This is a genomic window from Rhizobium sp. NXC14, from assembly GCF_002117485.1.
Taxonomy (GTDB): domain Bacteria; phylum Pseudomonadota; class Alphaproteobacteria; order Rhizobiales; family Rhizobiaceae; genus Rhizobium.
The window spans coordinates 269,830-288,445 of sequence record NZ_CP021032.1; the positions used below are offsets into that span (position 1 = coordinate 269,830).

The 18,616-nt window shown below is 59.9% G+C and carries 17 protein-coding genes; 4 read left to right on the plus strand and 13 right to left on the minus strand.

Annotated features, from left to right (window positions below):
• Position 1: 1 nt before the first annotated feature.
• The 5 genes from ugpC to NXC14_RS25630 all read right to left on the minus strand — a co-directional run bounded on the left by ugpC (position 2) and on the right by NXC14_RS25630 (position 6,391).
• Positions 2–979 (minus strand): sn-glycerol-3-phosphate ABC transporter ATP-binding protein UgpC, encoded by a 978-nt coding sequence (ugpC, locus tag NXC14_RS25610; protein ID WP_085780833.1) that lies wholly within the window; start codon positions 977–979, stop codon positions 2–4.
• Positions 980–983: 4 nt separating this feature from the next.
• Positions 984–1,811 (minus strand): carbohydrate ABC transporter permease, encoded by an 828-nt coding sequence (locus tag NXC14_RS25615; RefSeq protein ID WP_085780834.1) that lies wholly within the window; start codon positions 1,809–1,811, stop codon positions 984–986.
• The gene (locus NXC14_RS25620) at positions 1,808–2,686 is read right to left on the minus strand and encodes a sugar ABC transporter permease (RefSeq protein ID WP_085780835.1); all 879 of its coding nucleotides are present in this window, start codon (positions 2,684–2,686) and stop codon (positions 1,808–1,810) included. The genes NXC14_RS25615 and NXC14_RS25620 overlap by 4 nt, the downstream gene beginning before the upstream one ends.
• A gap of 62 nt (positions 2,687–2,748) precedes the next feature.
• Complete coding sequence (locus tag NXC14_RS25625) at positions 2,749–4,032, minus strand: extracellular solute-binding protein (protein WP_085780836.1); 1,284 nt, start codon at positions 4,030–4,032, stop codon at positions 2,749–2,751.
• Positions 4,033–4,069: 37 nt separating this feature from the next.
• Positions 4,070–6,391, minus strand: a complete 2,322-nt coding sequence (locus NXC14_RS25630; RefSeq protein ID WP_085780837.1) for an alpha-L-rhamnosidase — start codon at positions 6,389–6,391, stop codon at positions 4,070–4,072.
• 143 nt (positions 6,392–6,534) lie between these two features.
• Here NXC14_RS25630 and NXC14_RS25635 point away from each other — a divergent pair, with 143 nt between their 5' ends.
• Positions 6,535–7,593, plus strand: coding sequence for a LacI family DNA-binding transcriptional regulator (locus NXC14_RS25635; protein ID WP_085780838.1), 1,059 nt, complete (start codon positions 6,535–6,537; stop codon positions 7,591–7,593).
• Positions 7,594–7,646: 53 nt separating this feature from the next.
• On the opposite strand, the gene NXC14_RS25640 is transcribed toward NXC14_RS25635, so the two are convergent.
• Entirely contained in the window at positions 7,647–8,558 is a 912-nt protein-coding gene (locus NXC14_RS25640; protein WP_085780839.1) for a dihydrodipicolinate synthase family protein, read from the minus strand.
• A gap of 137 nt (positions 8,559–8,695) precedes the next feature.
• Between NXC14_RS25640 and NXC14_RS25645 the strand changes: the two genes are divergently transcribed.
• Complete coding sequence (locus tag NXC14_RS25645; protein ID WP_085780840.1) at positions 8,696–9,400, plus strand: GntR family transcriptional regulator; 705 nt, start codon at positions 8,696–8,698, stop codon at positions 9,398–9,400.
• 50 nt (positions 9,401–9,450) lie between these two features.
• Entirely contained in the window at positions 9,451–10,611 is a 1,161-nt protein-coding gene (locus NXC14_RS25650) for a Xaa-Pro peptidase family protein (protein WP_085780841.1), read from the plus strand.
• Between the two features lie 103 nt (positions 10,612–10,714).
• Here the strand turns inward: NXC14_RS25650 and NXC14_RS25655 are convergent, their stop codons facing one another.
• From NXC14_RS25655 to NXC14_RS25685, 7 genes are all read right to left on the minus strand, one after another.
• Positions 10,715–11,638, minus strand: coding sequence for a MurR/RpiR family transcriptional regulator (locus tag NXC14_RS25655; protein WP_085780842.1), 924 nt, complete (start codon positions 11,636–11,638; stop codon positions 10,715–10,717).
• Positions 11,639–11,652: 14 nt separating this feature from the next.
• Positions 11,653–12,699 (minus strand): C45 family peptidase, encoded by a 1,047-nt coding sequence (locus NXC14_RS25660; RefSeq protein WP_085780843.1) that lies wholly within the window; start codon positions 12,697–12,699, stop codon positions 11,653–11,655.
• Positions 12,689–13,417 (minus strand): glutamine ABC transporter ATP-binding protein GlnQ, encoded by a 729-nt coding sequence (glnQ, locus tag NXC14_RS25665; protein WP_085780844.1) that lies wholly within the window; start codon positions 13,415–13,417, stop codon positions 12,689–12,691. The genes NXC14_RS25660 and glnQ overlap by 11 nt, the downstream gene beginning before the upstream one ends.
• Positions 13,414–14,070 (minus strand): glutamine ABC transporter permease GlnP, encoded by a 657-nt coding sequence (glnP, locus tag NXC14_RS25670; protein WP_085780845.1) that lies wholly within the window; start codon positions 14,068–14,070, stop codon positions 13,414–13,416. Before glnP ends, glnQ begins: the two co-directional genes overlap by 4 nt.
• Positions 14,071–14,134: 64 nt before the next feature.
• On the minus strand, positions 14,135–14,884 hold the full coding sequence (gene glnH / locus NXC14_RS25675; RefSeq protein WP_085780846.1) for a glutamine ABC transporter substrate-binding protein GlnH: 750 nt from the start codon (positions 14,882–14,884) through the stop codon (positions 14,135–14,137).
• A gap of 567 nt (positions 14,885–15,451) precedes the next feature.
• A complete protein-coding gene (locus NXC14_RS25680; protein WP_085780847.1) occupies positions 15,452–16,783 on the minus strand; it encodes an aspartate aminotransferase family protein in 1,332 nt (443 codons plus the stop codon).
• Positions 16,780–17,670 carry a MurR/RpiR family transcriptional regulator gene (locus NXC14_RS25685; RefSeq protein WP_085780848.1) on the minus strand — a complete coding sequence of 297 codons (891 nt, stop codon included), beginning with the start codon at positions 17,668–17,670 and terminating at the stop codon, positions 16,780–16,782. Before NXC14_RS25685 ends, NXC14_RS25680 begins: the two co-directional genes overlap by 4 nt.
• A gap of 96 nt (positions 17,671–17,766) precedes the next feature.
• Here NXC14_RS25685 and NXC14_RS25690 point away from each other — a divergent pair, with 96 nt between their 5' ends.
• On the plus strand, positions 17,767–18,612 hold the full coding sequence (locus NXC14_RS25690) for a 3-keto-5-aminohexanoate cleavage protein (RefSeq protein WP_085781262.1): 846 nt from the start codon (positions 17,767–17,769) through the stop codon (positions 18,610–18,612).
• The last annotated feature ends 4 nt before the right edge of the window (positions 18,613–18,616 follow it).

Genomic DNA, 18,616 nt, shown 5'->3' on the forward strand with positions numbered 1-18,616 from the left:
CTCAGAACCGGTGCTCCGCTCCCTCCATCGGATTTGCCCAGACCGTCATACCTGATGCAAACGGCGTCTCGCCTTCGGCACGCACGATCATTTCGCCTAGTTCGGGGACATCGAGATAGAGGATCGCGTCGGCGCCGAGCCGTTCCACATGTCGGATTCTGCCTTGCCACTGGCCGGTGCCTTCCGAAAGCCTGATATGTTCCGGGCGGATGCCGTAGGTCGTGCAGTTCATTCGCCGTGCCGTCTCGCCGCCATAGAGGTTCATTTTCGGGCTGCCGATGAAGCCGGCAACGAAGGGTGTGGCGGGATTGCGGTAGAGCTCCATCGGGCTGCCGATCTGCTCGACGGCGCCACCGTTTAAAACGACGATCTTGTCGGCCATCGTCATCGCCTCCACCTGGTCGTGGGTGACATAGATCATCGTCGATTTTAAACGGGCGTGGAGTTCCGAGATCTCCAGGCGCATCTGTGCCCGCAGCGAGGCATCGAGATTGGAGAGCGGCTCGTCGAACAGGAAAACCTTGGGATCGCGCACGATCGCCCGACCGATGGCGACGCGCTGCCTCTGGCCGCCGGAAAGCGCTTTCGGCTTTCTCTGCAGCAGATGAGTGAGCTGCAGCGTTTCGGCTGCTGCCGCGACCTTCTCGGCGATCTCAGCCTTCGGGCGGCGGGCGAGCGAAAGTCCGAAGCCGATATTCTCGGCAACCGTCATATGCGGGTAGAGCGCATAGCTCTGGAACACCATGGCGATGCCTCGCTCGGAAGGTTCCGCATAGGTCACGTCCTTGCCGCTGATGGTCAGCCTACCCGAGGTCGTCTCTTCCAGGCCGGCGATGATGCGCAGCAGCGTCGACTTCCCGCATCCCGACGGGCCGACGAAGACGACGAATTCGCCAGAGGCAACCTCCAGATCGATCCCCTTGATGACTTCAAGTGCGCCGAAGCTCTTGCGAACCTGTTTGAGACTGAGTTCAGCCATTCTGCTACCCTTTGACTCCGCCCGCCGTCATGCCCGCGACGATCTGGCGGTTGAAGAAGATGAATACGATCAGCGGCGGGATCGTTACGAGGAGGATGTTCATGAAGAGCAGATTGTACTGGCTCGAATACATGCTCTGGAAATTATAGAGCGTCAGCTGCACCGTCACATTCTCCTTGCCCGGCAGGTAATAGAGCGGATTGGTGAAATCGTTGAAGATCGCGATCGACTGGACGACGATATTGGTCACGGTCACCGGCTTCAGCAGCGGCAGGACCACGCGGAAGAAGATCTGCCGGGGCTTGGCGCCGTCGATCAGCGCCGCCTCGTCGAGATCGCGCGGGATGGTCGAAATGAACGACCGATAGAGCAGGACCGAAAAGGAGAGATTATAGGCAACCTGGATCAGGATCATTCCGGTCATGGTCTTGAAGAGGCCGATGTCCTGCAAAAGGCCGATGGTGGGAACAACGGCCGGCGGCATCATCAGGCCCATGAACAGCGCAGCGAAGGCCACGCGGTTCCATGCGGTCTTGCGGCGCTGCATCACATATCCGACCATCGCCGACAGCAGGATCAGGATAGTGACGGAAACGACCGTGATCAGAGTCGAATTGAAATAGGCGAGCACGAGCTGATAGTCGCGCGCCTTGAAGACGGCGACGAGATTGTCCCAGAACAGCCAATGCTCAGGAAGTTCGAAATCGAGGCGGGAGGCCTCCGATTTGGATTTCACCGCCTGCAGAGCGACGAAAACGAAAGGCATGACGAAGATGACCGCCCCGATGGCAAGGGCAATTGCACCCGTCACATAGGGGCGGACGCTTCTCATTCCTCGACCTCGCGCCGGTTGAACCACAGGGTGAAGGGCAGGATGATCACGGCGATCAGCGCGAACAGGATGACGTTTCCGGCCGTCGACAGACCATAGAAGCCAGCCTGGTACTGCTTGTAGATGACCGAGGCGATCACATCGGAGGAGAAGCCGGGGCCGCCGCGAGTCATGGCCCAGATCAGGTCGAAGGATCGCAAGCCGCCGATCAGCGACAATGTCACGACGATGACGGTGGCAGGGCGCACGAGCGGCAGGGTGATCCGAACGAATTGCTGGAGCCGTGTGGCGCCGTCGATCCTGGCGGCCTCATAATAGTCGGGACTGATCGCAGCAAGGCCGGCGATGAAGATCAGGGTGGCAAGGCCGACCCCCTTCCAAACATCGACCAGGGCCACCGAAAAAAGCGCGAGCGTCGGATTGGTCAGCCATCCCGGCCCCGGCATTCCAAGCGTCTCGAGCGTAACATTGATGATGCCCTTGGTCGGATGCATCATGACCGTGAAGGTGATGCCGATGCCGATCGTCGAAACCAGCACGGGAAAGAAGACCAGCGTGCGCAGAAAACCGCGGGCGAAGATATTGCTGGTGAGCAGCACGGCCAGCAGCAGTCCGCAGACCGTTTTCAGGCCGGATGTCGTCAGCGCGTAGATCAGCGTGTTGATCAGCCCCTTGACCAGGAACGGTTCGGAAAAGAACTGCTGGAAATTTTCAAGCCCGATAAATTGGGCTGTCGAGAGATCCCAGTGCGTCAGGCTGTACCAGAGAGACGATATGGTCGGAAAAAGGAACAGCACGCCGTAAATGATGGCGGCGGGGATAAAAAACCATAGGGGGTAGGGCGAATTGCGCGAGCGCGGGCGTATCTCGGTCATGACTACCTCTTCGATCGGGAAACCTCGCCCTTCAGGAGCGAGGTTGATGACCCGAGCGTCCGCTACCAGTTGGGCAGGGCGAGTTGCTTGGCCTGTTTGCGCACATCCTCGTCATAGAGCTTGGCGGCTTCCGCAGGCTGACGGATGCCGGAGCCGACTTCGACGGTGATCTGCTCCAAAGCCGGGCCCTTGACCGGCGAAACGAACTCCAGCGCTGGCGTCGTTTTGTCCTTAGCCTCGAAATAAGGAAGCATGTCCTTGATTGCAGGCGGCACGTCCGCCGGGAGATCGCAACCGTCGACGAGGGAGGGCCCTTGCACGGCGTTGGTTTCCACCATCACCTTGCAGCCTTCGACGCTGCCGGCAAAATCAATGAACTTCTTTGCTTCCTCGGCGTGCTGGCTGGTGGCCGGAATATAGAGGCCAGGCGGCATCCAGACCGTCAGGCCGTTCGTGGCTGCCTCATCGCTCGGTTGGGCGAAGAAGCCGACATCGCTGAGGTTTTCAGGATAATTCTGTTTAATTGCGCCGACCGCAAAGCTCAGCATCGGATAGTGCGCCGCCTCGCCGGTGGCCACCATTCTCAACCCGTCATCATAGCTTGCTGCGCCGAAGTCTTCATTCATCAGCCCGGCGTCATGAACTTCCTTCAGGCGTTCGAAGCCTTTCATCGCTGCCGGCGTCTCTGCGTATTTCGCCTTGTTGGCGGTATAGTCGGCAGCGAAGTTCGGAACGGCAGCATGCAGGTTGTAATAGTCGGCCAATACGAACAGCTGCGAGGTCCAGGTATCGCGATAGGTTTGCGCGACTGCGACCTTGCCCGATGCCTTGACCTTGGCGTTGTTCGCCATGAACTCCGCCCATGTCTTTGGCACCGAGAGGCCGAGGTCCTGGTAGATCTTTCTGTTGTAGAGAATCCCGCCGGCCATCGCCGTGCCGAAGGGAACGCCATAGACTTTGCCGTCGGCACTAACGACGGCCTTGAAGTCGCCGGACACTTTCGCCTGCGAGGCGAGACCGCTCAGATCGACAAGCGTTTGCGTCGGCTTCAGCGCCTGCAAGAGCGACCCGGAATTATACAGGAACACATCGGACATCTCCCCCGTCGCCAGACGCGTCTTGACGATATTGTCGCCTTCGCCACCGCCCGGCCGCTGCTCGATCTCGATCGTCACGTCGGGTGCCTTGCTTTGATAAGCGGCAACGAGCGCCTCGGCCGCCGCGACCGTATCGGGATTGTTGTCGATCAGGAATGACAGCGTGACTTCGGCCTGCGACGGGCCGGCCGCGGCCAAGGCCAGAAGCGCGGATGCGCCGGCAAGAATGAGCTTTATCCGATGTGTCATGACGTTCCTCCTCTGAACGGTTTGACCTGTATGCTCCTCAATAATCGGGTAGGGAAAAGACCAGCCTATGCGTGCCTGGGGGAAGAACCGCCTCCTCAATGACAGGCTCGCCATTGAGTGACGCATTGTGGTGCCGCCGGCCGGGCCGGAAGCGGCCGACGCAACCCTCCGGGAGCGTCAGCACATAGGTGACCTCGCTGCCGGTGCAGTGCCAGCCGGCCTCGATGCGCCCCTGGCTGATATCGTGATAGGTCGAAACCGGCGAAAGCGACGGGATCGGCGTCGGGTCGACGATCACTTCGGCAAAGCCGGGTGCGGCCGGGCTCGGCGAAATGCCGGCGACACATTCGAACAGCCATTGGCAGACCGCGCCATAGGCGTAGTGGTTATAGCTGTTCATGTCGGGTTCGTAGATGGTGCCGTCGGGCGCCATCGAATCCCAGCGCTCCCAGATCGTCGTCGCCCCCTTTGAAACCTGGTAGAGCCAGCCCGGCACATCCTCCTGCAGGAAGACTTTTTCGGCGAGGTCGTCCATGCCGAGTTTCGTCAGCGCCGGCAAAAGGGCCGGAGTGCCGATGAAGCCGGTGCCGATCTTGTAGTCGGCATCGACGACCACCTGCCTGAAATGTCGCCGGGCGGCCTCATGATGCTCACCCGGTATCAGGTCATACAGGAAGGCCAGCGCATAGGATGTCTGATCGTTATGGGCGAGCCGCCCGGCCGGCGTGATGAACTCGTTGGCAAAAGCCAGCCGGATCTTGTCGGCGCGGCCCTTCATCTGCTCTTCGAGCGCATGCTCGCCGAGAACGCCAGCGACCTTTGCTAGAAGATCCGTCGAAATGAAGTGGTAGAGGGTCGCCGCACAATCGTCGGCAATGGTCGGGCGCGGCTTTCTGTTATCGCCGACCGGCTGCAGCCAGTCGCCGAAGGTGAAGCCGCGGGCGCCCCAATGCGAGGGCGGATGGACAATCGGGCCGTCCGAGATGGACCAGACGAAATCGACCCAGCGCACCATGGAATCCAGGCATTCCGAAAGAACGGCTCGGTCGCCGTAATGGGTGTAGAGGACCCAGGGGATCACGACAATCGCGTCGCCCCAGCCGGTCGAGCCGGCATAGCCCGGGAAATTGCCGGGGTGCAGACGCGTCGGGTCGGGCGAGAAATGCGAAACGGCGCCGTCCTCGCGCTGGTCGGCCATCACATCGCGCAGATATTTCTTGAGGAAGGACTGGCTGTCGCTCAGCCAACAGGCCGTCGCGGCAAAGACTTGGGCATCACCCGTCCAGCCGAGCCGTTCGTCGCGTTGCGGGCAATCTGTGGGCACTTCGATGAAATTGGCGCGCTGCGACCAGATGGTATTTTCAACCAGGCGATTGACGAGAGGATTGCCCGAGGTGAAGCCGCCCGCCGGTTCCGGCACCGAGGAGATTGGGATCGAGGCGATTTCAACAATCTCCGCATCGCCTTTGATCGTCACCCTGGCATAACGGAAGCCGTGAAAGGTGAAATGCGGCGCGTAGGTCTCGTCACCACCTCCGCTGAGCGTATAGAGGGTATGCGCAGCGGCGGCGCGATAATTGCGATTGTCGAAATGGCGTTCCGGCCCAAGGACTTCGGAGTGCTCGACCCGTACTTCGGTGCCGCTGACGCCACGGACCGTGTATCTGACGTAGCCGCCGACATTCTGGCCGAAATCATAGATCGTCCTGCCTTCATGATCGGTCCAGCTTTCGATGGGGGCGAGCGGCTGCAGCTCCCGCACCGCTGTCGTCTCGTGCGCGACGAGCAGCCCCGTGTCGAACGGCAATCGCTCGGTCCCGTGGGTTTCGGCGACCTTTTCCAGGCGTGCATCGTAAATCTCACCGTAATAGATCCCCGACTTCTGGATCGGCAGAAGGCCGCTTTGCCAGGTCGTATCGGTAGAAAGAATGGTGCCGCTGGGGCCGACCAGATCCGCAATGGCCCCGATCCTGTCGCCCCAGCAGTTGGGAATAGCCTGGGCACCCCACATGATGGGCGAGCGGTACCATCCATCGGCGAGCCAGATTTCTATCCGGTTAATGCCTGACTTCAGAAATCTCGAGATGTCGTATCGCTGATAGGCAATGCGGGCGTCGTAATTCGTCCAGCCGGGCGTCAGCAGATCGTTGCCGACGCGGGTGCCGTTGATGAAGCAGCGATAGAGGCCGAGCGCCGAGATGAAGAGTCCGATCGGAAGGTCGGTGCCGTCATGATCGAAGGTCTTGGAGACGAAGCTTGCGGCCGTTCCCTGGCCGCGGTCCGACAGTGGTGCGATCATCTCTCCGGACCAGGCGCGATAAACGAGATTGCCGTCGATGGCTGCCGGCTGAAAGTTCATCAAGTCCTCCCGCAGAGTTGTAGAACGTTCTCCATATAACGTTCTACATTTTTTTCGGAAGTGCAATAGAAATTTCGTCACCAGTCTGCCATGGTGTTTCTAAGGGCGATTGTGACCGCCCGCAGCGCAAGTCCAGAGATTTCATGTCGATCGAAGAGAAAAAAAGACTGCAACGAAATGATCGCGTGACGATCCGGACGGTGGCAACGCATGCAGGCGTATCGGTCGCCGCGGTCTCGAAGGTGATGCGCAACGCTTACGGCGTCAGCGAAGCGCTGCGGGCAAGAGTGACCGACGCTATTGAAGCGCTTGGATATCGGCCCTCACGGGCGGCGCGCGGGTTGCGCGGCCGGAGTTTCACCATCGGCGTGCTTTTGATCGACATCCGCAACCCCTTCCTGCCGGAGGTGATTGCCGGGGTAAACGGTGTGCTGGCGCCTTCGCATTACCAGGCGATGATCGGCGTCAGTGATGCGCGCGTACAGCTGGAGACGTCGTTGATCGAGTCGATGATCGACTACAAGATGGACGGCCTGATCCTGGTTGCGCCGCGCCTGCCTTCGGACATCATCGCAAAATTCGCGGCTCAGATACCGATCGTCGCCGTCGGTTATCACGATGCCGGCGCCACGGCCTTCGATACGGTCAATGCCGATGACCAGCGTGGAGCCGAGATTGCGGTGGAAGCGCTGCTTGCCTGCGGCTATCGCGACATCGAAATGCTGAGCCTCGGCGAGCGTGAGGGGCACCAGGTCTCTGTCGTGCGCCAGCGCGAGATCGGCTTCCGCCGGGCGATGCAGCGTGCCGGACTGGGATCGTCTGCGCCGATCACCAAAATTCCGATCGCCCCGCCAAAGCGGGAGGAAACGATGCGAAAGTTCCTGTCGAGAAAGAACAAGCCGCGCGCCGTTTTCTGCTGGAGCGATCTCGACGCCATCACTCTTCTGAGCCTGGCGATGGAGATGGGTGTGCGTGTGCCCGAGGACCTTGCCGTCATCGGATATGACAATTCGTCGACCGCAGCGCTCGGCCTCGTCAATCTCGCAAGCATCGATCAATCGGGCAGGGAACTCGGTCAGGTCGCCACCCGGACGTTGATTTCGAGAATAGAGGGCCGCACCGGCGCGGAGCATATTTTCCAGATGCCGTCGCTGGTCAGCCGCAACAGCCTGACCCGATCCGGCAATGCCACGGATACTTAGAGCGCCAGAAATGGAAAGGCCGGCAGCTCATCTGCGCTGCCGGCCTCGTAATCTCAGGCGGCCTTGCCGAACTTCGAAGGACGCGTGGCGGCGGCCTTCTTGACCATGGCGGTAACCTCCGCCCGGCGGGCGCCGGATAGCGGCAGGCGCGGCATGCGTACGCGTTCCGAGCCGCGGCCCATGATCTGCTCGGCGAGCTTGATCGACTGCACGAGGTCATGCTCGGCATCGAGATGCAGAAGCGGCATGAACCAGCGGTAGATCCTGCGGGCCTCTTCCCAATCACCGCGTTCGGCGGCGGCAACGAGCTGCACGGATTCCTCCGGGAAGGCGCTGGTCAGCCCCGAGACCCAGCCCTTGGCGCCGAGCATCAGTCCTTCGAGCGCGACGTCGTCGAGGCCGGCGAAGATATCGAAACGGTCGCCGAATTCGTTGATGAGATCGGTGAAGCGGCGCGGATCCGGCGCGCTTTCCTTGACCGCCTTGATATTGGGCACATCGGCAAGCACCTTCAGCACATCGGCGCCGATGTTGACGCGGTAGGCCGGCGGATTGTTGTAGAGCATGATCGGCAGCGAGGTCGCTTCGGCGACGGTGCGGAAATGCGCGATCAGCTCTTCGGGCTTCGGCACATAAACCATGGCCGGCAGCAGCATCAGCCCGTCGGCGCCGAGTTTTTCGGCGTCGCGGGCATAGGCCACGGCACGGCGCGTATCGAATTCGGAGACGCCCGTCACGACGGGGACGCGGCCGTTGACGACCTCGACGGCGGCTTTGAGGATCGTACGCTTCTCATCGGGATCGAGCGAGTTGTTCTCACCACATGTGCCCATGACGATCAGCCCATTGACGCCGTCGTTGACGAGCGCGTCCTGAACACGCTGGGTTGCGGAAAGATCCACGGAAAGATCTTCGTTGAACTGCGTCGTTACGGCGGGAAATACGCCCTTCCATCCTGTTGTCATCGATCGAAACTCCGTTAAAGTCGATTTGTTATATACAAACTGTCGACAAGACACAATCGCCATGATTTGTAAATTCGTGGGGCGTTGCCGAAATCGGCCAAAACGCATTACAAGGCTCACATCAAGGGGAGGGACGCATGCAGAACGACGTGGAAAATGTGCGGGTGCGCGGTTCCGGCACGCAGAGCATCTATGCCGCGCTGCGCCGGGAGATCCTGTCGATGGCGCTGGAACCCGGCAGCCCGCTCGATGAGGTGCGGCTGTCGGAACGTTTCGGAATGTCGAGGACACCTATTCGCGAAGCGCTGTTGCGCCTTGCCGCCGACGGGCTGGCCACGACGCTGCCGAACCGGAACACGATCGTTGCGCCGATCGATTTCGCCAACCTGCCCACCTATTTCGAAGCGCTGACGCTGATGTACCGGGTGACGACGCGCGGGGCCGCCGGGCGGCGGAACGACGTGATCATGGAAACCATCCGCCGGCACCAGAAGGACTTCGCCGGCGCGGTTGCTAAGCGCGACGCCTATGCGATGATCGAGGCCAACCGTGAATTCCACGTGGCGATCGCCGAGCTTGCCGGCAATACCTATTACACGGCCTTTTTCGCAAAACTGCTCGACGAAGGCCGGCGCATACTTCGCCTTTATTATTCGACCTTCGACGACCGGCTGCCCCGACAATATGTCGATGAACACGAGGAAATCATCGCTGCCATCGAGGCCGGCGACGCCGAGCGCGCCGATCGGCTGGCAATCGCCCACGCCGGCCAGATCGTCCGCCAGATCCAGGACTATCTCGCCCGCGACCTTGATCGGCCGGTGGCGATCGGCCTGTCCTAAAGCACCGGTCGCGGCGCGGACAACAGAAACGGCAAGAACAGGAAAACGACATGTGGTGGCACCACCCCGTACCCCGCATCACTGAAGACGAACGGCAAGTTCGCCTCACCAGGCTTCGAGAAGCGATCGACGCAGAAGGACTGGCCGGCGTGCTTCTCGGGCCGACCGAAAGCTTGCGCTACTTCACGGGGCTCGTCTGGCATGCGAGCGAAAGGTTCCTCGGCGCGCTCGTCACGCCGACGGCCGTTTCCTATATCGTTCCCGGCTTCGAGCGCAGCCGCGTCGAAACCCTGCCGCATCTGCCGGGGGAAATTCTGGTCTGGGAAGAGGAGGAGAGCAGTGCTGCCCTCATCTCCCGGCTTGTCGGCCGAGGCGGCAGGCTCGCGCTCGACGATGGTTTGCCGTTCTTCTTTTATCACGCCCTGGCAGCGGCGATGGGCGCCGACAGGCTCGCCGATGGCGGCCGGCTGATCCGCGGCCTGCGCCGCATCAAATCCGCCGCGGAGATTGCGCTGATTCAATATGCGATGAACCTGACGCTCAATGTGCACAGGCAGGTGCATTCGCTGTTGAAGCCGGGCATCACCTCATCCGAGGTGGTCGATTTCATCGATCGGCAGCATCGCCAGGCCGGCGCCGACGACGGCTCGACATTCGCAATCGTCTCCTTCGGGCTAGCGACCTCGCTGCCGCATGGCGCCGACGGCGATCAGACCCTCGGCGACGACGACGTCATTCTCGTTGACACCGGCTGCCGGATCGACGGTTATCATTCCGATATCACCAGAACCTATATGCTCGGCGGCGGCAACAGCGACTTCGAGCGCGCCTGGTGGATCGAGCGCGAGGCGCAGCAGGCCGTCTTCGACGCTGCCCGGATCGGCGCTGCCTGCTCGAGCCTCGACGATGCGGCCCGCAAGGCGCTCGCCAAGCATTCGCTCGGCCCCGACTATCGCCTGCCGGGGCTGCCGCATCGCGCCGGTCATGGCCTCGGGCTCGAGATCCACGAGGAGCCTTATATCGTTCGCGGCAACGACACCCCGCTTGCGGCCGGCATGTGTTTTTCCAACGAACCGATGATCGTCTTTCCGGAGAAATTCGGGATCCGACTGGAAGACCATATCTACATGACAGCCGAGGGACCGCGCTGGTTCACCGCGCCGGCGAGGGGACCGACCGAACCGTTCTCCGCAGACGGCGCCACGCCTTAGCCGCTCCGGTTAGGTCCTTGAGTAGCAACGGAACAACGAGCCTACATAAGGGCCACTTCGGCGAGGCTGCTTCTTCGGCCCGACGCGGTGTGAGTGACTAAGTTCAAGTTTCAATTCGCATTGTGGAAATGAGCTCCTCGCGCTTGGCTAAAGCTTGAATGGCCCGCTCCCCAAGTTCGCGGGCCACAAGATTAAGCAAGCCTTCGCAGAACACGATATAGGCGCCCATGCTGTTGCTGAAAAAGCTGCTCGCATGGGGCACGAAAAATGCGTGCCGCGAGGGGCCGACGAGAGGGGAGGCGCGCGTGTCCGTCACCGCTATGACGATGAGGCCGAGCTTCGCCGCGATTTCGGCCACATTTGCGACGCTGCGTGTGTATGGCGCGCAGCTCGCAACGACGACGACATCGCCTTTCTCCAGTTGGGCCAAGGCCTCGGCGACGCCAAGACGAGGCGCATCCAGCAGCGAGACATCGCTGCGCAGCATCCCCAGTCCATAGGTCAGAAAGCTTGCGAAGGCATGGAATTGGCGGACGCCATGGATCCTGACGCGGCGGGCGTTTGCAAGCAAACCGGCGGCTTCAAGCAGCGAATTCGGCTCGATCTGAGCCAGAAAGCCGTCGATGTTGTTCTTGGTCTCCAGGCCAAGTCGGTCAAAGATATGCAATTCCTCCTCGCTGTCTTCCTTCGTGGAAAGCAGACGACCCGCCTGGCGGCTGTAAAAGTACCTGTCGTCAGAGGAAAACGCCTGGCGGAAAACACTCTGGAAATCGCTGAATCCGGCAAAACCGAGCTTTTGCGAAAGCCGTGTCAATGTCGAAGCATTCACCCCGAGAGCGTCGGCCAATTCGGATATGGTGCGAACCGCGGTTTGCTCTGGCGTGTCCACCAGCTTCGCCAGCACATCGAGCGCCTTGTTGCCGAGCGAGATATTGGCATTCTCACGATTGATCCTCACGGTGAGGTTCCGAAGCTCCTCAATTGTCGCCGGCTTCGCAAATCCGGCAGCCTCATCCGTCACGGTCATGCCCCGCCTCGATGTCACATTGTCGCGATCTTTAGGCCCATATTCTCAAAACGAGCCACCGATCCCGCTCCATCATAAACGGCCCAATCGATGCTGTCCTTGCCGATCTTGAACACGGCGGTCGCCAGCGTGTTCTCGTTGTCGGGATCGTCGGGCTGGGAGCGATAGATCGGAAGCGCGTGACGTTTTCGATCCCAAAGGATGGACAGTGGGTCCAATGATTCATCGCTTGCGTTGAGCATATCCTGTCCGCGATCCTGACGTGAGTTCGACGACCCTGTTATGATTTGCGGCTCGGATGCCATCTCCGCATGCACAAGATGGTTCGCGTGGATGGATGGGCTGGTGATGTCCGCGATCGAACAATTCCTGTGGGTGAATTCGACACTGGCCAGTCGGGATTGCCCTGCCTGCGCCAGCGTCAGGTGAAACGCACCGGAGCGGGGCGCACCGGAAAGCAAAGTCAGCGCAGCATCGATCGTCGGGCAGTCGAGGATCGCGCGGGTCAGCACCATGCGCGGCAACCCGTCTCCGCCAAGTTTTGAGCGGATGTTGTTCACGGTCAGCACGAGGCCGCTGCCATTGATCGCGAATGTATGTCCGGGTATGGAGCCCGGATAGACGAATGCCGTGAACGGCTGGCCTTGTTCCGGGACGATGGTTGCCAGTGCGCATCCCGGTCGCAAGCCTGGATCACCGTCCTCATTATGGGCGACGACCGGGAACCGGCCCGGCATCTGAACGGTGGTGCAGCCATCCGGCGCCATTGCCCAGAGGTCGCCTCTACAGTTCCACGCAAGGACGTCGTCGAAGGGCAGCCCCAGTCCGTCCGCCAGGCCGGAGAGCTCCTGCCAATAGTGCGGATAGTGCTGTTCGACCAGCGATCTTGCCATCCGTACCCGGTCGTCGTGCTTGAATGCCATCACCGTTGCCCAGGCATAGGTCTTGACGAGATGAGCGTGAACGAGGGCAGCGCCCTGGCGCCCGAGACCTTGACCGATGTCGTAGTGGCTACCCCTCAGGGTCAGGCTGGCAAGGCGATGGGCGGTATCAGTGGACATGCTGCAGGAACTCGCGGAGACGTGGGTTTTCGGGGTTGTCGAGAAGAAGGGCCGGATCACCGTCGACGGCGATGTCGCCGTTTTCCATGAAGATCAGCCTTGTTCCGACTTGGCGGGCGAAACCGATTTCGTGTGTCACCACGATCATCGTCATGCCCTCTTCGGCCAGCGATTGCATGACGCGCAGCACTTCATGGCGCAGCTCCGGATCGAGCGCCGAGGTGGGCTCGTCGAACAGCATCAACTTCGGTTTCACCGCCAGGGCACGCGCAATGGCGACACGTTGCTGCTGGCCGCCGGATAACTCCGATGGATAGTGATGGCCGCGATCGGCAAGTCCGACCTTCGCAAGCAGGGCCGATGCCTGCTCGGTTGCCTCTGCCTTGCCGAGTTTGCGAACCCTGCGTGGACCGAACGCAACATTCTCAAGCGCGGTCATCTGCGGGAACAGATTGAACTGCTGAAACACCATCCCGGCTTCCTGCCGGATCAGCCGGACCTTAGAACGGCTTTCCCGGACGCTTATTCCATCGACGATTAGATCGCCGCCGCTGATCTCCTCAAGCGCGTTTATACAGCGCAGCAGGGTGGATTTTCCCGATCCTGACGGGCCGATCAGCACGACGACTTCGCCCTTGCCAATCTCGAGGTCGACATCTTTCAAGACTGAAACCGGCCCAAAATTCTTGGTGACTTTTTTAAATTCGACGAGGCTCATAGGATTCGCATCCTCTTCTCGGTTACGCGCAGGAGGAGGGTCAGCGCTCCGGTCATAATCAGATAGAACACGGCAACGGCCGACCAGATCTCGACGGCGCGAAAGTTCGCCGCCATGATTTCCTGACCTTGGCGGGTCAGTTCGCCGACGCCGATGACGATGAACAGGGATGTGTCCTTCAAACTGACGATGAACTGATTTCCGAGCGCCGGGATCATGCGCCGGAAGGCCAGTGGCCCGACAACGTAGAACAGCACCTTCCAGAGGGGCAGACCCAGCGCGAGGCCTGCTTCCCTCAACCCCTTGTGAATGGACAGGAACGATCCCCGGACGATTTCGGCGATGTAGGCGCTCGCGTTGACGATGATCGAAGTGATCGCCGCCGTCATCGGATTGATCCTGATGTCGGCGATCAGCGGTAGTGCGAAGTAGATGAACATCACCTGCACGACGATCGGCGTGCCACGGATGAGTTCGACATATATCAATGCGATGCCATTCACGACGATATTGCCATAGGCGCGCATCAGGCCGGCAACAAGGCCGATAACGAGGCCGCCGACAAGCCCGGCGAGCGCGATCATGACCGTGAGTTGTGCGCCCCTGAACAGTTCCGGCAGTGCTTGCCAAACGACAGACCAATCGAATTCCATGTGAAGCATCTCCAAGCGGGAAAGGAGCGCCGGCAGGGCCGGCGCTGGTAAACTCGTTTGGAGATCAGCTCTTCGGTGGTTCGGTGCCGAACCATTTCTTGTAAATGGCGCTGTAGGTGCCGTTGGCCTTCAACTTGGCCAGCGAGACGTTTACCTTGGCGACAAGCTCGCTTCCCTTGGGAAAGGCCATGCCGTACTGCTGTGCCATCATCTGGGAACCGACGGTCTTCACTTTACCCTGACCGTTGGTCTTGATGTAATAGAGCACGTTCGGCGTGTCGTGCATCGCGGCGTCGGCGCGACCGGTCGCGACTTCCAGATAGGCATTGTCGCTATTGGGGAATAGGCGAAGCTCCGTACCCTTGAAGTTTTCCTTGGCGTAGTCGGTTGCTGATGTTCCCGTCTTGACGGCGAGCGTCTTGCCCTTGAGATCCTCCGGCCCCTGGATGGTGCTGTCCGTCGGAACCATCAATAGGAAGCCGCTGTCATAATAGCCGTCCGAGAAATCGATGACCTTCTTGCGCTCGTCCTTGATTGTGATGCCGGCGAGGCCGACATCGACCTGCTTGGTTTGAAGGGCGGGGATGATGCCGTTAAAGTCCATCGGCTGCAACGTGTAAGTGACGCCTATGTCCTTGGCGACGGCATCCCAGAGGTCGATATCGAAGCCGACATACTTGTCGCCTTCCTTGAATTCGAACGGCACGAATGCCGTATCGGTGGCCACGATCAGATCGGCGGCCTGTGCCGGAAGCGAGAGCGCGATTGTCGCCGCGACGGCGGCTCCAAGCAGGTATGCAAATCTCAGTTTCATGTGAGTTCCCCTTTTTGGGCAAAAAGCATGCGGCCTTTGCCTTTGGTCAACAATTGCAAATATAGAATGCTTTTATCGTGTTGTCGCATTCGAAATTTGCGCAAATACGCTGACGGGTATGTATGGGTAGCCAGTAGCGAGATGCCGTTCGCAGTGAGGAAAACCGCAAATTGAGGGTCGGCAGGCTGTCGATCGCGCTGATTATCTGATATTTCAATTGGTTAGCGTAATGCGGAAATACTGATGCAAAATCGCCGCTTGCTGGCTGCGCCTGGAAAATATCCAACTCGATCAAAATATGATCCACTTAGATCATAAAATTTAATCAGGAAACAAATAGATCACAAATTGTTACAAAGCTCGCTTGAAGGGCGATGACCTTCGAGCCCGATCGTGATTATCGCGGTATCCTTGCTCTTTGAAGCGCCGGGGCCAACATCTGCAGCGCCGGCTGCTGGGATCGTGCAAGTCAGCAGAAGGCATGAGGCCGCGAGGCCCTGAAGATGTTCATCATGGCTGTTTTAGTCTCTCTGGATGACTTGGGCGCGCGCTTTTTAGCGCGTCACCTCACCGGATGGACGCGAGGGACGCATCAACGGCATCGCCAAGACGTTCGACGATGGTATCGACATCCTGCCGGTTCACGATGAAAGGCGGCGCCATCAGGACGTGATCGCCCGTCTTCCCGTCGATCGTTCCACCCATCGGATAGACCATCAGCCCGCGAGCCATGGCTTCCTTCTTGATGCGCGCGTTCAGTTTCAGCGCCGGATCGAAGGGTGTCTTTGTGGCCCGGTCGCTGACGAGCTCGATACCCCGGAACAGGCCACGCCCCCGGATGTCACCAACATGATGGTGGTTGCCAAAACGCTCGCTTAGCCTCGTTTCAAGATGGCTGCCCATTTCGATGACGTTCGCGAGCAAGCCATCGCGCTTCAGGATCTCCTGCACGGCAAGGCCGGCGGCCGCCGCCATCGGATGGCCCATATAGGTGTGTCCATGCTGGAAGAAGCCGGAGCCGCCGGCGAAGGCCTCGAAGATCGCGCCGGATAAGAGCACCGCGCCGACCGGCTGATATCCGCCTCCGAGCCCCTTGGCGATCGTCATCAGGTCCGGTGCGATGCCATCCTGCTCGCAGGCGTGCAATGTGCCGGTGCGACCCATCCCGCACATCACCTCGTCAAGGATCAGCAGAACGCCATATTTGTCGCAGATCGTCCGGATGCGCTTGAAATAGTCGGGGACCGGCGGAACGGCGCCGATTGTGGCGCCGACGACCGTTTCGGCGACGAACGCGATAACCTGGTCGCCGCCCAGCTCCAGAATCTTGTCTTCGAGCTGTTGTGCGGCGCGGACTGCGTATGTTTCGTCGCTCTCCCCTTCTCTCTGGAAGCGATAGGCGTAGCAGGGGTCGATATGATGCGTCTCGATCAGCAGCGGTTTGAATTGTGACCGGCGCCATTCGTTGCCGCCGGTGGCAAGCGCGCCCAGGGTGTTGCCGTGATAACTCTGACGGCGTGCGATGACGTGACGTCGCTGTGTCTCGCCTTTTTCCACGAAATATTGCCGTGCCATCTTCAGCGCTGCTTCGACGGCTTCCGAGCCACCACTGACGAGATAGACGTGATCGAGCCCGGCGGGCGCATCTGCAACAAGCCGATCCGCAAGTTTCTCCGCTACTTCGGTGGTGAAGAAGCCGGTATGTGCATAGGCCATTTTGTCCAGCTGCTCGTGCAGCGCCTTGATCACATCGGGATGTCCGTGCCCGAGGCAGGATACGGCAGCGCCTCCGGACGCGTCGATATAGGCTTTTCCATCGGCGTCGAAGAGTTCGATACCCTTGCCGGCGACGGCGACGGGGAGCTGCGCGTGAATAGCCCGGTGGAGAAGGTGCGTCATGGCGATCTCTTCATGTTTCTTGGCTTTAGGTGGATGTTGAATGCGGCCAGCTGCTCGTCGAAACGGCGGAGTGCCTGGACGGCCTCTTCTCCCCCCTGGCCCGCGAGCAGCGCGCCCAAGACCTCGGCAACGGCGAAGGCTGGTGACATGGTATGAAAGAAAGATGGACCCTCAGTCGAGACCAGAATGGTCGCCGTTGCGAATTGTGCGAGCGGCGCGACTTCGCTGTCGGTGATGGCGACGACCTTGATGCCGCGGCTTTGGGAGTATTCGGCAATTTCGATTGTTGCCCGGGTGTAAGGCAGAACGCTTGCGACGAGCAAAACGTCTTCCGCCGTTGCCGTGCCGATCGCATCCGCGCCTGTCCCGGCGATGCCATCGAGCATGGTCGATTTTTCGCCGATCAGCGTCAGGATATAATAAAGATGCCAAGCGATAGAGTGGCTGGCGCGCAGCCCCAGGCAGTAGACGCGGCGAGCCTTTGCCAATGTCGACGCGGCGTTGACGATCCGATCGAGGGATCGCGGCTCGGCAAGCCGGGCGATCTGCCCGCCGATCGAATTCAGCATTTCCGCCGCAAGAGCGTGGTCGCCCTTCAGCTTCTGGCTCAAGGCCTGGGCTCCGGCCTTGCCCGCAAAACCACCATCCGCACCGCGCATCGCCTCGGCATAGAGATCCCGGACATTGTCATAGCCAGCCAGGCCAAGATGTTTCGCAAAGCGCGTCATGGTTGCCGGCTGTACGCCAGCCTGGCGCGCTTGTTCCCGCATGGACAGCAGGGCGACATCGCTTGGATGGTCGAGCACGTAACGTGCGGCCGCTTGTAGCTGGGCCGACATGCCGTCGAACGCCTTGATGATCGCTCCTGCCAAAGGTCCCTGGTTCATGGTCGTTACCTACATGGGTTCGATTTAAATTGCAACGTATGTTTCAGCATGTGATATAATGATCTATATGGATCACATTTAGGCAAGTTGATGAAGATGAATGCAGAAACTGCTTTGAATTCGATTGCAATAGCCGTCGCGCCGAACGGAGGGCGCCGTACGAAGATTCATCCAGCCATACCCCTGACGCCGGCCGAGTTGGCACAAACGGCGGCGGAATGCCTTGAGGCTGGCGCCGCCATGATACACGTGCATGTCCGCAAGCCCGATGGCTCGCATCTGCTTGACGCCGACGCCTATCACGCCGTCATCGCCGCCATAGAGGCTGAGGTGGGCGATCGGATGATTGTTCAGATCACCAGCGAAGCGCTTGGAGTGTATCGACCGCAGGAGCAGATAGCGATCGTCAAGGCCGTCAAACCGGAAGCAGCGTCTCTGGCTCTGCGCGAACTTGTTCCTGATGAAACATATGAATTAGAGTTTGCGAACCTTTTGTCATGGATGAAAAAGGAACGGGTCCTGCCCCAGATTATTCTTTACGACCGCGCAGATGCTCTCCGTCTTGCCGACATCATGCGACGCGGACTTGTTCCATGGAACGACATACCGACTTTATTCGTACTCGGCCGCTATACGGTCAATCAGTTGTCTCAGCCGCGAGATCTGCTACCGTTTCTGGGGGCCGAGATGCCACGCTTTGCCCATTGGAGCGTCTGTGCCTTCGGACGTCATGAGGCGGCTTGTGTGGCAGCAGGCGCGCTACTCGGTGGACACGTTCGGGTGGGTTTCGAGAATAATCTTTGGCAACCGGGTGGTATGTTGGCGGAGGCAAACGCGAAGCTGGTTGAACCAGTCAAAAAATCGCTCCACACGATGGGAGTAACTATTCAGAGCGGTTCCGACCTGCGATTGTCGTTGAATCAGCTTTGCGGTGAGGCCTAAACGT